Source organism: Trinickia symbiotica (genome assembly GCF_003028655.1).
Taxonomy (GTDB): Bacteria; Pseudomonadota; Gammaproteobacteria; order Burkholderiales; family Burkholderiaceae; genus Trinickia; species Trinickia symbiotica_A.
In genome coordinates, this window is record NZ_PYUC01000004.1 from 435517 (window position 1) to 450234 (window position 14718).

Below are 14718 nucleotides of genomic sequence, written 5' to 3' on the forward strand. Positions count from 1 at the left end.
TGCAGCCGTCTACACGCTACTTTGTCCTCCACCAATCTTTCAATTCAGTAGGTTTTGCCATCGTGAGGCCACGTGAGTGATTTGTGGGGCAGGGAAGTGAGAGCAGGCAGGGTCGCGGCTTTGTCGGTGCGCGCGAGCCTCGGTGCAAGCGCCGCTACCTGGGTGCTGCTCCAGCAGGTGGCGGTGCGCGGGCTCGTCGCAATCAAGTTTCTTGCGATCGGCCGCATTCTGGGGCCAGCCGCCATCGGCAGCGTCAGCGTGGCGCTGCTGGCCGTCGCGATTGCCGAGTCGCTCTCCGACACAGGTTTGGCGCAGGCGGTGATCCAGGGCCGCGAAGCCCCCACGCGTGACGAGCTTTCGGCCGTCTGGACGACGCTGGTCGCGCGCGGCATCTTCGTGGGGCTGTTGCTCGTCGCGCTCGCGCCGCTGATGGAGAGTCAGTTCCATATGACGGGCGAGCTGTTGCTGCTGCAACTCGCCGCTTTGCTGCCGCTCATTCGCGGCATCGCGTCGCCGACTTACTTCGTCATTCAGCGGGAACGCCGCTTTCAGCACATCGCGTTCGTCGAGATTGCCGCGGCGATGGCCGACTGCGCGGTCGGTCTTCTGCTCGCGCTCGGGGGCGCCGGCGCCTACTCGGTGCTGATCGGCATGGCGCTCGGCGAAGCATTGAAGAGCACGCTCACGTGGGCAACGATGACGCCGCGGCCGCCGCTGCGCGTGCGCTGGCACGGCATCGGCCATTACGTCGCGTTTTCGCGCTGGATTTGGGCGAGCAGCGTCGTCAATCTCGTGCTCAATCAGTTCGACAAGATCGTCGTCGGCAAGATGCTCGGGCCGGCGCAGCTCGGCGCCTATCAAATGTCTTCGCGGCTTGCGCAGATGCTGCTCGCCGATGCGGCGATCGCGATGTCGCAGTACCTGTTCCCGACGTTCTCGGCGCATCACCGCAGCGATGCGAAGAAGGCGGCGCGTATTTTCAAGCTCTATCTCGCGGCCGCCGTCGTCGGTCTTGCCGTCGTCGTGCTCGTGCTTCGCTGGCTCGCCGCGCCTCTCTTCTCGCTCGTGCTCGGCGCGCAGTGGATGTCGGCCGTGCCGCTCTTTCGCATCTTCGTCATCAACATGTCGCTCGGTGCGCTCATCGCCGTGCTCGTCGCCTATCTGCGCGCGGTCGGCGATGCGAAGGCGGCGACGCACGCGTCTGTGATGCAGGTGATCGTATTGTTCTCCGTCGTGCCGCCCGCGACGCATTACTGGGGCGTAACCGGTATCGCCTGGGGCATGACGGCAGGGCTCGGAACCGCTGTTGCATGGATGCTTTATCGAACGGTAAAGGCTCGCTGATGTCGTTGCGCATTTTGCATCTTGTCCTGGCGCCGAGGCTGTCAGGCGCCGAGGTGCTCGCCAAGGAACTCGCCGTGCACCAGCGGCGCGAAGGCAACGTCGTGTGCGTGACTTCGCTTCTTCCCGAGCACGGCGACTTCGCGCCGCTGCGGACGGAACTCGCCGATAACGACGTGGCCTGTCGCTTTCCGCGCAAGCGCCATTCGATCGCGGGCAAGCTCTGGCATCTCTATCAGGTTGTCCGCTCGATGCGGCCCGACGTCATCTTCGCGCACGCGACGATTCCGGCCTTTTATGTGCGCGCGTTGCCGATCGCCGCGCCGATCGTCTATGTCATGCACTCGGCGACGAACGATTTCGAGCGCCAGCTCTTTCGGCGCGTCGAGCGCATTCTCTCGGCGCGCGCGCGGGCCGTCGTCGGCGTGTCGAGGACGAATGTCGAGGACTACCTCGCCAACGTCGGGCCGCACCCGCTGATGATCGTGATTCCGAATGGCGTCGACACGACTCGCTTTCTCAACCACGTACCGCCCGAGGACGTGGTGCGTCCGCCGCAGATCGTGCAGATCGGCCGCTATACGGAAGTCAAGAATCAGATACAGACCGTGCATGCCTTCGCGGAGGTCTTGCGTGAAGCGCCCGACGCGCACCTGCTGCTATGCGGTGTCATCGAAGACCCCGACTACTACGCCGCCGTCGTCGAGCTCGTCGACAAGCTCGGGCTCGGCGAGTCGGTCGTCGTCGAAGGCCCGCGCACCGACGTCGAGAAAATGCTTGCCGAAGCGAGCGTCTTCGCGATGCCGTCGTATTCGGAAGGTCACAGCATCGCTTTTCTCGAAGCCCTCGCGTCGGGCATTCCCATCGTTGCGAGCGCCATTGGGCCGTTCGCGTTTGCGAAAGATTTTCCGGGCGTGCAGCTACTGGACACGGACGATACGGCCGCTTATGCGCGCGCGCTGCTCAGCGCGCTTCGGCAACAGCGCGCGGCGCGCGAGCTCAAAGGCCTCACGCTGCAGGACTCGGCCGAGCAATATCTGGCCGTGGCGCGGCGAGTGGTGCGGCATCGAGATGCGGAACTTCGAGTCTGAACCGGGACGCGTTTGCGGCTCGCAGGTCGTCCGATCGGTTTCGCGTGACTCGATCCATCCGATCGCGGCATCGAAGAATCAGATGATGGCGAGCCGCAATCCAACGAGCACGAGCACCGCGGCAAGCAGATTGCGCAGCAGCGCTTCGGGCGAACGCGAGGACAGATGACTGCCGATGGCGATGCCGGGCAGCGAGCCGATCAGCAGCGAGAGCAACATTGCACCATCGACCGATCCCAGCATCCAATGGCCGATGCCCGCGACCAGCGTGAGCGGCACCGCGTGCGCAATGTCCGAGCCGACGATGCGTGACGTCGGCAACCTCGGGTAAAGCAGCAGCAGGACGGTCACGCCGATCGCGCCGGCACCAACCGATGTCAGTGAGACGAGCACGCCGAGCACGGCGCCCGTCACGATCGTCCAGAAGGTCGTGCGCGCGGGCGATTCCCGACGCTGTCCGGCGTTCAGGCGGCTGGCGAGGGCGGCCAGCTGCGGACGCAGCACGAGGGCGAGCGACGTGATCAGCAGCGCCACCCCGAGCACGACTTGGAGAAAGGCGGTCGACGCCGGCGAATGCGTGGCGTAGCGATGGAGCAACCACAACGTCACTGCGGCGGCCGGCACGCTGCCCGCCGCGAGGCGGCCCGTCACGCGCCAGTCCACCGACCCCTTGAAGCCGTGCACGAGCGTACCGGTGGCTTTGGTCACCGCGGCGTAAAGCAGATCGGTGCCGACGGCGGTGGCCGGATGCACGCCGAAGAGCAGCACGAGCAGCGGCGTCATCAGCGAGCCTCCGCCGACGCCGGTCAGCCCGACAAGGAAGCCCACCGCAAGGCCGGACAGCGAATAGAGCGGATCGATATGGGGCAAAACCATGTTTTCGATAAGGAGAGCGGCCTTTTGCGGCGCAGCGTGGTGATTGAAACGATCGGCAATCGCGGGCATCGCGACGCACAATTTCGGCGTCAAAGACCGCCATTGTCGCAAAACCTGCGGGCGGGCGCTTGTCTTGCTGCGGGGAAAAGGGTTTTGCCCAGCCGCTGCTGCGGCGAGCGGGCCGACTGAAAGGTACTACAAGTTGGCGGATGGCCGAGAGAGGCGCGCGATAATTTCGTGCAGGCGCAAAGGCGACTGTTCGGCGCATACGAATGATGAATGCCGAGGCCTCGCGGGGGGCGAAAGCGGTGGGGAATAGGGGACGACAAAGACACTATGCGCATACTTCAGCTGATCCTGGCGCCTCGGCTTTCGGGCGCTGAGATGCTGGTCAAAGGCATCGCGATCGATCATCAACAAAGCGGACACACGGTCTGCATCGCTTCGCTGTTGCCTGCGCACGGCGACTTCGCGCTCGCGGCCCGCGAGCTCGCGGCTCATCGCGTGACATGCGTTTTTCCGTCGCGGCGCTACGAGAAGCTCGGCCGCCTGCTTTTTCTCTATCGCGCCATCCGGCGTTTCAAGCCCGACGTGATCTTCGCGCATGCGACCATACCGGCGCTCTACGTGCGCGCCTTGCCCGTTCGCGTGCCGATCGTCTGGGTCATGCACTCGGGCGTCAACGACTTCCTCGAAAACAATCTGCTCCAGCGTGCGGAGCGTCTTCTGTCGTTGCGCGCGAAAGCGGTCATCGGCGTATCGCAGAAAAACGTCGACGAATATCTCAAGGCGATCGGCCGCCATCCGGCGCTCGTCGTCGTGCCGAACGGTGTCGATGCCGCGCGCTTTCGCAGGGCGCTCAACGACGAGCGCATCGCGGCCGGCGACGAGCAGGATGGCACGAGCGCGCCGGCCCCTTCGAAGCGGGTCGTGCAGGTGGGGCGTTACATTGCAGAGAAGGGACAGCTCCAAACGGTGCGCGCGTTCAAGCGCATGCTCGACTTCGAGCCCGATGCGTGCCTCCTGTTGTGCGGTGTGATCGAGGATCGCGCCTATCACGATGCGGTGTCGGCGCTCGCCGACGAGCTCGGCATCGCTTCGCGCGTCGAGATCAGAGGGCCGCAGGGAAACGTGGACGAGATCCTGGGCACTTCGAGCGTGTTCGCCATGCCATCTCGTTTCGAGGCGCACAGCATTGGCTTTCTCGAAGCACTGGCATCGGGGATACCGATCGTCGCAAACGCGATTCCTTCGTTCAACTTCGCGCGCGGCTGGCCCGGCGTGCAGCTCATCGACACATCGGATACCGAGCGTTACGGGCGCGCGCTTGCCGCGGCGCTCGGCGAGCCGCGAACGGAGCGGCCGCTCGAAGGAATGACGCTCGAGGACACCGCCGAGCGTTATCTCGCAATTGCACGCCAAGTGATCGGATAACCCCGGTCAGGCCCTGCTCGCTGAGCGGGGCGGGCCAACTGCCCGTCTATTGGAGCCGGTCGAGGCGCAGCGTTTCCGTATAGCGGCCCGGCAACTGCGAGTAGCGCTCGAGCGAGCCTATCCGCTTGCCTTGCGAGTCGAGCGGATAGACGGCTAGCGCGGGCGCACCACCCGTGAAGTGGAATTCATCGAGCGGTGCATTCGTGCGCTCGAAGAGCGCGACGAGTGGAGCTCGGCCACCTGTCGCGTCGCGGCGCGTCACGAGAGCGGGCAACATATCGGCCCACGAGACTTGGGCGATCGTTCCCGCATGAGTCGGAGCCGCGAATCGCTGACCCGGCGTGATGGTCCAGACGTCGATGTTCGTGTGGTCCGCGCTGTCCGGTTGGCGTGCGCTGAACACGACGAGGCCATCGAGTCCGCCATCGCTCTCGTTTGCCTCGTCGAGCGGGCCCACCGCGATCTTCGCGCGCTCGAACGGCAAACCGGCGAAACGCTGCATGCTCGATGGCGCGCCGAATGCCCGGCCCGAACTTGCAATCGACGAAACGGCCAGTCCGCCGTCGCTGTCTTCGACCGCGAACAGCCCCGTGCGCGACGATCCATGGATACGTGCCGCAAAAAATCGCGTCGCGGGTGCGAGCGGCGCTGCCGTGCGCCATAACGAGGGGGCATTGCCCGTGCCGCCTCGGCTCGTCAGCACCCATAAGTCGTACCCGCGGCCGTCCGGCCTGATCTGGGCCGCCATCACGTCGGCGCGTCCGCCGCCGTCGAAGTCGCCCGCCACGTATTGCTGCGCGCGTTCGGGCGCGAGTGTCGGCGTGGTCTTGTACCAGAGGCGCGGTGCGCCGAACGCGCCGCCTTCGTTCGGCATCAACCAGAGCGCGGTTCCGCCGTTCTCGGCCGGGGCGATGGCCATCAGATCGGCTCGGCCCTTGCCTTCGAAGTCGGCGAGCAAAAACCGCGTGGAGTCGAAGCAAAGCGTATCGCCGCGACAGGTCGGCACGATGGCCTTGCTGTCGAAAGGCACGACGTTGCCGTACCAGCGGGTCGCGTGCGCGTCCTGTACAAGCGGCGCGACGATCACGTCGAAGCCGGGGCCGTCGCCGCGGCGCTCGACATAGACGGCGCGCGGCTCACCGTCGCCCGTCACATCACCGTACATCGCGGCCGACAAGCGCAAGTCTGTCCAGCGTGAGTGCGGCGTCATGGTCCAGCGATAGTCGGCTGTTCGCGCGCTGCAGGCGGCGAGGGCGGGCGCGCCGTCCTTCTCGCCGAGACAGTGGTTGAGCGGCGTGCGCACGATGCCGAAGTCCCAAGGCGTGAAACGTTGCGCGATATCGCTCGCGTCGCACGTTTCCTCGATGAGCGTGGCACGGCGTTCGGCCACGCAGCGCGACGATGCGACGCTCACGAGCGCCGCATCGTGCGAAACGCCGGGATAACTCGGCAACGGTCGCCAGCGCCATTGCTGCGCGAGGCTGCCGTCGCAAGCCGCCAGCCGCGGCGATGCGGGGCCGCCCGTCGCGTTCGGACCCGGCTCGGCGAGGCACTCGCTCGTTCGATCGTTGACGAGGCTGACGGCGGGCATGCCGTCGCCGGCCTTGCCATCGAAGAAGTAACGGCGCGCGACCCAGTCGCCGTTCCATTCGTATTCGCCGAATACCTGCTCCGTGCTGCCGCCATCGCTATCGATCGCGAAGTAGCTCGCGACTTCGTCGCGCTTTCTCTGCGTCTTTTCGGCCGCCACGTTCGCCGGCAGCGCGCTCGTCACATAGGTGAGGTGATAGACGATCGGGGCTTGGGTGCCGATCTCGCGCGCGGCTTCACGCGTGATTCGCGCCGCATAGATGTGATCGGGGTGTTCGAGGAACGGGAGGGTATCGGGATTGAGCGTATAGATCTCGGTGGCGCTCGAGAGAATGTCACCTAGCGTGGCGATGATGTGGGCGCGATCGTAATGCGCCACGATGCGGCTGCCGCTCGCTTGCTTGTCGGCTGTATTGCTCGCCCCACGGGGATTCCTTTCAGTCATCCCACCGGGATTCCTTTCAGTCATCGGGTAAGTGGCGATCGTTTCGCCTTCGTCCCACAGCAAGCCGAGCGGCACGCGCCCGCCGCGCACCTGGCCGCCGGGCAAGCGCATCTCGAGGAGCACGACATGCGGTGCCGCGTTCAACACCATCCTGTGCACGGGCTCGCCCGCGATCCAAACGGTAGACTCCGTCCATTGATCGGGCACGCCGGCCATCCTCGCATAGGCCTGGCGGACCCCGCGCTCGCGCGTCAGCACGTACCCGAAACTCGCATTGTTCGCGCCGCCGATCAGATGCACCGTGACGATGCACCAGCCGGCGCGGAGTCGATCGGTGATGCCGGGATTGACGAAGAGGAGGTCGTCGTCGAGGTGGGCGACGACGGTGACGAGCGTGCCGGCGCCGCAATCCGTCGGCAGCCGGAACGGCGTGGCGGCCTGTGCTGCCGGCGGCGACTGGAAGTACCGCAACGCGATGAGATCGGAAAACCCCAGTGTGCCGATGAGCAGCGCAAGGACGACCAACCAGAGCGAAGCTGGCAGCGGCTTCTTCGATGGCATGAACATTCCCCCCGGAAGGCGGCGCGCTCCCGCCGCCGCCAAGGCAAGGAGCTTACCGTGTCGTGCCGGCGTCGCGTGTGTCAGCCTGTGCGGTAACCCTCACAAGCTGACTACGTGTGCGCATGCGATTGCTCCGCGGCGCGCGGCTGCGTGAGCGCGCTGACGATGAGCAGCACGATGATGTTCAGCGACAGCGCGACGAGCCCGATGTTGAGATCCTTGAGCTTGTCGGGCAGGAACGGGAACCAGGAGCCGATGCTCGCATGCGTCAGTGTCGTGATAGCAACGATGGCGACGCCCGCGATGATGCCGGCAAATGCGCCTTGCTTCGTGACCCAGCGCCGCGCCGCGAGGCTCGCGATGACAGCCGGGAACAATTGCGTCACAAAGCTGTAGCCCATCAGCAGCAGCGCGACGATCGTTTCGCCGCCATGCAGCGTGAAGCCGACGGCCACGAGCGCGATGATCGGCACGAGAATGCGCGCGACCTGACCGACGCGCGCATCGGGCGCGCCGCGGTCGATCGCGCCGCGATAGATGTCGTTGGCAATCAGCGTGGCGGCCGCATTGAGGATCATCGAGCCCGGCACGAGGGCGGTCAGCACGCCTGCGGCACCGATCACGCCGACGAACCAGGGATCGAACGTCTGCAGCGAGATCTTGAAGAGCGACAGGTCGATGTCGGTGCCTTTGAGTCCCGGGACCTTCAGCACCGCTGAGAAACCGACGATGAAGACGAACAGCAGGATCAATTGGTAGATCGGCAGGATCGCGGCGTTGCGCCGGAAGACGCGCTCGTCGCGCGCCGTGAAGCACGAGGCGAACGTATGCGGCCACATGAAGAAGCCGAGCGCCGTCAGCAGCACCGTCGACTGGAACCACGACACGCTCGAGCCTTTCTCGGGGAACGAGAGGAAGCCGGGCTTGGCCGCGTCGATTGCATGGAACATCGATCCGATGCCGCCGTAATAGTGGATCGGCAGATAGATGCCGAGGAAGAGAACGACGCCGAGGATCATCAGATCCTTGATGACCGAGTTCCAGGCCGAGCCGCGCACGCCCGATATCGTGACGTAGGCGGTCACGACGATCGCGCCGATCCAAATTGCGGCGGCCGGGGGAATCGCGCCGTAGGAGGTCGTTTCGACGATGATCCCGAGCCCCTTGAACTGCAAGACGAGATAAGGGACGAGCGCGACGACGTCGACGACCGCGACGAGCACGCCGAGCGCGTGGCTCGAATACTTGCTCGACAGAAAGTGCGGCTGCGACACGAGCCGGTTCGCCTTTGCGTAGCGCCAGATCGGCGGCAGCAGCCAGTACGAGATGATGTAGGCGAGCGTGGCGTAAGGGAGGATATAGAAAACGGCTGCTCCCTTGCCGTACGCGAAGCCGCTGCCGCCGAGGAACGTAAACGTCGTGTAGATTTCGCCCGCCATCAGCAGAAAGACGAAGGCGGTGCCGAAGCTGCGGCCGCCGACGGACCACTGCTCGAGATTCATGTCGTGCCCGTGACGGGCGCGCAGCCCGAGCACGAGGGCGAGCACCGTAAAGGCGGCGATGATGAGAAGCGCGCTGCTCATGGGCGGGCCTCCTCGGCAGCTTTGCCCGATACGCGGTTGGCCGGGTCGAGCGCGTAGACGACGGCCATGATGATGGACGTCAGCACGACCCAGGCGACGATCCAGGCCAGCACGAGCGGCATGCCGAGCACGAGCGGTTCGACGCGATTGACGAAGGGGACGCCGACGAGCACGCCGATGAACGGCAGCGCGGCGAGCAACCGAAGAAACATGGTGGTTTCACTCCTGGAAGGCCAGTTGGACGACGAAGAGCGCGCTTGCGTCACGACTCTATGCCCGATACCTTCGCCGCGTAAAGGATTTCAAAAAGCGGGTCGGGGTGCCCGCAGGCAGTGGATTCGCCGAGAGCAAAGGCGCAGCGGCCGATTGCTTTTCATAAGCCGAGCGGCGAACCTAGGGAATCTCCTTACGATTGAGGGAGCGACGGATTTTTCCCCGTCGTGCGTTTAAACGGGAAGACACCGACGTCCGGCGTCGCCGGTGGCCACCGCGCCGGTGCTTTCACCGGGACGAAAAAAGCTGAAAGATCGAAGGGAAGGAGCGGAAACAGTGACACGCAAGACCGAGTCCCTGCCTCGCGCGGTGCCTGGCGGCAAGGCGCCCGGCGCTTGGCCGTGGAGCGGCGCCCGTTGAGCGAAGAGGACCCGGACGCCGAGCTCGTCGCGCGCGTGGGCCGCTCGGATCCCGCGGCCGCGCGGGAGCTCGTCGCACGCAAGCTGCCGCGGGTCATCGCGCTCGCCCAGCGCATGCTCGGCGATCGCATGGAGGCCGAGGACGTGGCGCAAGAGACATTCGTGCGAGCCTGGAAGCAAGCGCCGCATTGGCGCCCGGGCGAAGCGCGCTTCGATACGTGGCTGCATCGCGTCGCGCTCAACCTCTGTTACGACAGATTGCGCGCGCGCCGCGAACTGCCGTCCGCGGACGATGCCGAGAGCGCGACCGGACTCGCCGGTGCGATCGAAGAGGCCGGCGAGCCGGCGCTCGACGCGACGCTCGAGGCGCGCGAAGAGGGGGCACGCGTGCGTGCGGCATTAGCCGCGTTGCCGGTGCGGCAGCGCGAGGCACTCGTTCTCGGCTATTACCAGGAGCTTTCGAACATCGAGGCGGCGGGGCTCATGGGCATCACCGTCGAGGCGCTCGAAAGCCTGCTGTCGCGGGCGCGCCGCAACATGCGCGCGCTGCTGTTGGAGGGCTCCCGCGGCAATCCGAAGGAAAAGGTAAATCGACGATGACACCCGAACGTTTTGGCGAGATCGTGCAGGCTTACGGCGGCGATCCGCGTCGATGGCCGGCACAAGAACGCGCATCGGCCCAAAGCTGGGCCGCCCAGCATCGCGATGCCGCGCGCGTTCTCATCGACGAGGCCGAGCGGCTCGACGCGTACCTTGCACACGACCTTGTCGCGGACCCAAGTCGCGCGCTGGAGCGCCGCATCCTTGCGGATGCCGGCGCGCGGCGGCCCGACCGGAAAGTCGGCCGTCGATTGGGCCGTTGGCTCGGGCACTGGTGGCCCGGCGCCGCGCTCGCGGGCGTGGGGCTGGCCGGCGGCGTAGTGGGCGCCCTCGCGGTGTCGCTGCTGATGCTGACGGGCAACCCGCCGCCCGCCGGCCCGCAAGAGCCCAGCTATCTGACGACGGCGTTCGGTCCCACCGCTGCGGACGGGAGTGCGGAATGACGGCCCGCGGTTGGAAGGTGGCCGTGATCGGCTCCCTCGCGCTGAATGTCTTCCTGCTGGGCGGGATTGCCGGCGCGGCTTATCAATGGTTCACCACGCTCCATCCCTCCGCGGCAGCCGTGGCCGCGCGAGCCGATCCGCATGCACTGCGGTTCGCGGCGGCCGATTTGGCGCCTGAGCGGCGCAAACAGTTCGTCGACGCTTTGCGCGAGGCGCGCCGCGAAGGCCGGCCGTTCGCGGAGGCGGCGCGCGCAGGCCGACGTGAGGTACTGCACGCGATCGGCGCGCAGCCGTTCGATCGCGCCGCCCTCGATGCGGCGCTATCGAGAACACGCGATGCCGATCTTGCCGTGCGCACGCGTGTGGAGACAGGTGTCGCGGACTTCGTCGCGACGCTGACGCCCGACGAGCGAGCGACGTTCGCGCAGAGCCTCAGGTCGCGCGGGCAATGGCGCGAGCCTGAGCGAGCCGCGTCGAGTTCGGCTGCATCGCCAGTGGCGGGCGCGACGGCCCCGGCGAGCCGCTAGCTAGTCGCCCCAAGCCGCGGCTCGAAGCCGCGGCGGCGCGTTCAGACCGATGTGCTCTGATTGCGATGGGCGAACCGTACGCGTTCCGCGTTGCCCATGAGCGCGAGGAATTGGTCGACGTCCATATGGACCAGGGCTTCGTGGTCGCCGGCTTCGAAGTAGACGTCGGGCTGCCGCGTGAGCGCTTCGTCGAGATAGGTCTGCATGCCATAGGCCGTCCCGACCGGCGGTAGCGCGCCCAGATCGCAATCCTTGAACAACTCGCGCATATCGGTTTCCTTGGCGAGGGTCAAATGGCGCCCGGTCTTGGCCCAAAGCTCGGACAGCCGCACCGAATGCGTCGACGGCAGCACCGCCGCGACGTAGCCGTGCTCGTCTTCGAGAACGACGGTCTTCGCGAGGCGGTCGCCGGGCACGTGTGCGGCCACGGCTGTCTCGACGCTCGAATGGCTGTACGGGTGACGGACGATGTCGTAGCGGGCGCCCGTGGTGCGCAGGCACTCCTCGAGGGTGGTAGACATGGACATGGCGCACCTCCTTCGATAGGACGAGTGAACCCCTCCGCAAGACGGAAGCGGCCCGATGGGGAGCGCGCCGGATTCGCGGAAGGTTCTCATAGCATAGGCGGCTTTCGGGGCGGGCGCGGCGAGGCCATGGATTCCTGAACGCACTTTCTGAGCTTTTTAAAAAAAGTGCGACGGAAAAATCGGACGATCCCCGTTTAATGCAGGTATCCATCGCACTGACGAGGGGAGCATGGCCGACAAACCTCATTTGACCGCCGCCGGCGTCGCGCTCAACCGGTTCGGCCTTGGCGCGCGTCCCGACGACGCGGTCCCCGCCGATCCGAGAGCGTGGCTGCTAGAGCAGCTCGATGCCTATGAGCCGTGGCCGGCAGCATGGGCGGGAGAGCCCGGCGCGAACGTCGCGTTCGAGCGGTATGCCGAGGCGCGCCGCGAGGCCGCGGCGAAAGCGGCGAGCGAAGCGGCCGCGAGCCGGGCGGCGAGCCAGGGAGGCGATGCGATGGCGAATCGCGCCGTGAACCCGGCGCCGAATCGACATCCCGAGCGAACGCGGGGCCAGCCGGCCAATCTGGCTGTCGCCAGCCAGGCCGCCGGTCAGACTCCCAAGCAAGCTGCAAGGCAGGCAGTGCGCATGGAAGTGCGCGACGCCTATCTGTCCGCGGTGGATGCGCGCGTCAATAGCGCGCTGGCGACGAACACTCCCTTCGTCGAGCGCCTCGTACACTTCTGGGCCAATCACTTCGCGATCTCGACCGAGAAGCCCGAAGTAGCGGCACTGGCGGGCGCATTCGAGGCGGAGGCGATCCGTCCCTATGTGCTCGGCACGTTCGAGGAACTGCTGGTCGCCGTCGAGCGCCATCCCGCGATGCAGATGTTCCTCGATCAAGTCCGCTCGGTCGGTCCCGACAGCGTCGCGGCCTTGCGCGCGAGCGCGCGCGATCCGGCACATACGCGCGGGCTGAACGAGAACCTCGCGCGCGAAATCATGGAGCTGCATACGCTTGGCGTGCGCACGGGCTACACGCAGGCCGACGTCACCGAGTTCGCGCGCGCACTGACGGGATGGAGCGTCGTCGGTCCGCAAGCAGCCCGCGTGGGCGGCATGACCAAGACGATGGCGGGAATGGGGAAGTCTCCGGCGTCTCAGCCGGTAGCCCCTCAGCCGGTAGCAGGCAATTTCATCTTCCGCCCCGAGCTGCACGAACCCGGCGAGCGCACGATCATGGGGCGCCGTTATGCCGAGCAAGGCGAGGCGCAGGCGGTTGCCGTGCTCCACGATCTTGCCGCCTCGCGAGCCACGGCGCGCCATATCGCCTTCAAGCTCGCGCGCCATTTCGTCTCGGACAATCCGAGCCCGTCGACGGTCGAGCGGCTCGCGAGCGCATTCGAGACGAGCGGCGGCGATCTGCCGACCCTCTACCGCGCCTTGATCGCATCGCCCGAAGCCTGGGCGCCGCTTCCGGCCAAGTTCAAGACGCCATGGGACTGGACGATCTCCGCGCTGCGTGGGACCGGCGTGCCGCGACTCGACGATCGGCAACACGCGGCGCCGATGCTGACCCAGCTCGGCCAGCCCGTTTGGCGCCCCGGCTCGCCGGCCGGCTATGACGACGTGGCGGCGAGCTGGGCGGCACCCGATGCGCTGATGCGGCGCGTCGAGCTCGCTCAGCGTCTCGCGGCGCGCGTGGGCGACCGCGTCGATGCGCGTGAGCTCGGTCCGCGGCTCATGGGCGGGCCGCTTGACCCGACCACCGCGCTCGAAATCTCGCGCGCGGAAAGCGCCCCGACAGCGCTTGCGCTGCTGCTTGTCTCGCCCGATTTTCAACGGAGGTAGACCATGGTTTCGCGTCGCAGGTTTTTGACCGTGTCGGCGGCGGGGGCGGGCGCGATGCTCGTGGCTCCCTATATCGCGTTCGCGCACACCGCGACGACGCGTCGCTTCGTCTTCATCATTCAGCGCGGCGCGGCCGATGGCCTCCATATCGTCGTGCCGTATGCCGAGCCCGCCTATGCCACCTTGCGGCGCGAACTCACGGTCGACGTCTCGGCGGCGAAGAAGCTCGACGGCACATTCGCGCTGCACCCGTCGCTGCAGCGGACGGCCGAGCTCTATGCGGCCAGGCAGGCGCTCTTCGTCCACGCCGTCGCCACGCCTTATCGCGACCGCTCGCATTTCGACGGCCAGAACGTGCTCGAGACGGGCGGCACCTCGCCGTATCAGTTTCGCGACGGCTGGCTGAACCGTCTCGTCGGCATGCTGCCGACGAATCGCGCGCAGGCGATCGCCATTGCGCCGACCGTGCCGACGGCGCTGCGCGGCAAATTCGAAGTCACTTCGTATGCCCCGTCGGGCTTGCCGGGCCCGTCCGACGATCTCTTGCTGCGCGTCGGCCAGCTCTACGAGCGCGACGCTCAGCTGGGGCCGCTCTGGAACGCTGCGATGGCGACCCGCGAGATGGGCGGGCCAACCGGGGCGAAGCAGGATCCGGCTGGCATCGGCAAGCTGGCCGCCGGCTTTCTCGCGCGCGACGACGGTCCGCGCATCGCGATGATCGAGACGGGCGGATGGGATACGCACAGCGCGCAGAACGGGCGGCTCGCGGCGCAACTGAAGGCGCTCGACACGATGCTCGCGTCGCTGCGGGATGGCCTCGGCCCTGTCTGGGCCGACACGACCGTTCTCGTCGCGACGGAATTCGGCCGAACGGCCGCGGCGAACGGGACGGGCGGAACCGATCACGGCACGGGCTCGGTGGCGATGCTGCTCGGCGGCGCGGTGGCCGGCGGGCGCGTCGTGGCGGACTGGCCTGGCTTGCGCAGCGCCGACCTCTACGAGGGACGCGATTTGAAGCCGACGGCTTCGCTCGACGCCGTGATTGCCTGCGCGGCGGCAGAAACGTTCGGGCTCGACGGGCATCGCACAGCGGCGGCACTGTTCTTGCAAAAAAGCGAAGGTAAGCCGTTCGAGGGGCTCATCAAGGCTTGAGCAGGGGCAGGGGCATCTGACCGACGCCTCTCGCCGCGCGTCTGGAACGAAGCTTGCACGACGGCTTGAATCGCAGGCTCGTCGA

At 66.6% G+C, this 14718-nt stretch carries 13 protein-coding genes; 8 read left to right on the forward strand and 5 right to left on the reverse strand.

Going from position 1 to position 14718, the window contains the following annotated elements; translation table 11 throughout:
• Positions 1-96: 96 nt before the first annotated feature.
• On the forward strand, positions 97-1344 hold the full coding sequence (locus C9I57_RS10355; protein WP_107150518.1) for an oligosaccharide flippase family protein: 1248 nt from the start codon (positions 97-99) through the stop codon (positions 1342-1344).
• On the forward strand, positions 1311-2432 hold the full coding sequence (locus C9I57_RS10360) for a glycosyltransferase family 4 protein (RefSeq protein ID WP_258187580.1): 1122 nt from the start codon (positions 1311-1313) through the stop codon (positions 2430-2432). Before C9I57_RS10355 ends, C9I57_RS10360 begins: the two co-directional genes overlap by 34 nt.
• Before the next feature lie 78 nt (positions 2433-2510).
• Here the strand turns inward: C9I57_RS10360 and C9I57_RS10365 are convergent, their stop codons facing one another.
• On the reverse strand, positions 2511-3308 hold the full coding sequence (locus tag C9I57_RS10365) for a sulfite exporter TauE/SafE family protein (RefSeq protein ID WP_107150634.1): 798 nt from the start codon (positions 3306-3308) through the stop codon (positions 2511-2513).
• A 336-nt stretch (positions 3309-3644) separates the two neighbouring features.
• Here C9I57_RS10365 and C9I57_RS10370 point away from each other — a divergent pair, with 336 nt between their 5' ends.
• Entirely contained in the window at positions 3645-4742 is a 1098-nt protein-coding gene (locus C9I57_RS10370) for a glycosyltransferase family 4 protein (RefSeq protein WP_107150519.1), read from the forward strand.
• Positions 4743-4788: 46 nt separating this feature from the next.
• Here C9I57_RS10370 and C9I57_RS10375 read toward each other — a convergent pair whose 3' ends face one another.
• The 3 genes from C9I57_RS10375 to C9I57_RS10385 all read right to left on the reverse strand — a co-directional run bounded on the left by C9I57_RS10375 (position 4789) and on the right by C9I57_RS10385 (position 9133).
• Positions 4789-7338 carry a PIG-L family deacetylase gene (locus C9I57_RS10375; protein ID WP_107150636.1) on the reverse strand — a complete coding sequence of 850 codons (2550 nt, stop codon included), beginning with the start codon at positions 7336-7338 and terminating at the stop codon, positions 4789-4791.
• A 110-nt stretch (positions 7339-7448) separates the two neighbouring features.
• The gene (locus tag C9I57_RS10380) at positions 7449-8921 is read right to left on the reverse strand and encodes a sodium:solute symporter family protein (RefSeq protein ID WP_107150520.1); all 1473 of its coding nucleotides are present in this window, start codon (positions 8919-8921) and stop codon (positions 7449-7451) included.
• Positions 8918-9133: a DUF3311 domain-containing protein gene (locus C9I57_RS10385; protein WP_107150521.1), complete on the reverse strand. Its 216-nt coding sequence runs from the start codon at positions 9131-9133 to the stop codon at positions 8918-8920. Before C9I57_RS10385 ends, C9I57_RS10380 begins: the two co-directional genes overlap by 4 nt.
• 417 nt (positions 9134-9550) lie before the next feature.
• On the opposite strand from C9I57_RS10385, the gene C9I57_RS10390 reads away from it, so the two are divergent.
• The 3 genes from C9I57_RS10390 to C9I57_RS10400 are packed head-to-tail and all read left to right on the forward strand — an operon-like array spanning position 9551 to position 11123.
• Positions 9551-10153 carry an RNA polymerase sigma factor gene (locus tag C9I57_RS10390; protein WP_440130189.1) on the forward strand — a complete coding sequence of 201 codons (603 nt, stop codon included), beginning with the start codon at positions 9551-9553 and terminating at the stop codon, positions 10151-10153.
• Positions 10150-10596, forward strand: a complete 447-nt coding sequence (locus C9I57_RS10395) for a hypothetical protein (RefSeq protein WP_107150523.1) — start codon at positions 10150-10152, stop codon at positions 10594-10596. The genes C9I57_RS10390 and C9I57_RS10395 overlap by 4 nt, the downstream gene beginning before the upstream one ends.
• Positions 10593-11123, forward strand: coding sequence for a periplasmic heavy metal sensor (locus C9I57_RS10400; protein ID WP_107150524.1), 531 nt, complete (start codon positions 10593-10595; stop codon positions 11121-11123). Before C9I57_RS10395 ends, C9I57_RS10400 begins: the two co-directional genes overlap by 4 nt.
• Positions 11124-11164: 41 nt before the next feature.
• Here the strand turns inward: C9I57_RS10400 and C9I57_RS10405 are convergent, their stop codons facing one another.
• Entirely contained in the window at positions 11165-11650 is a 486-nt protein-coding gene (locus tag C9I57_RS10405; RefSeq protein WP_026229992.1) for an aminoacyl-tRNA deacylase, read from the reverse strand.
• 229 nt (positions 11651-11879) lie between these two features.
• Between C9I57_RS10405 and C9I57_RS10410 the strand changes: the two genes are divergently transcribed.
• Together C9I57_RS10410 and C9I57_RS10415 are read left to right on the forward strand one after the other, a co-directional pair.
• Positions 11880-13481: a DUF1800 domain-containing protein gene (locus C9I57_RS10410; RefSeq protein WP_107150525.1), complete on the forward strand. Its 1602-nt coding sequence runs from the start codon at positions 11880-11882 to the stop codon at positions 13479-13481.
• A gap of 3 nt (positions 13482-13484) precedes the next feature.
• A complete protein-coding gene (locus C9I57_RS10415; RefSeq protein WP_107150526.1) occupies positions 13485-14633 on the forward strand; it encodes a DUF1501 domain-containing protein in 1149 nt (382 codons plus the stop codon).
• Positions 14634-14718: the final 85 nt, after the last annotated feature.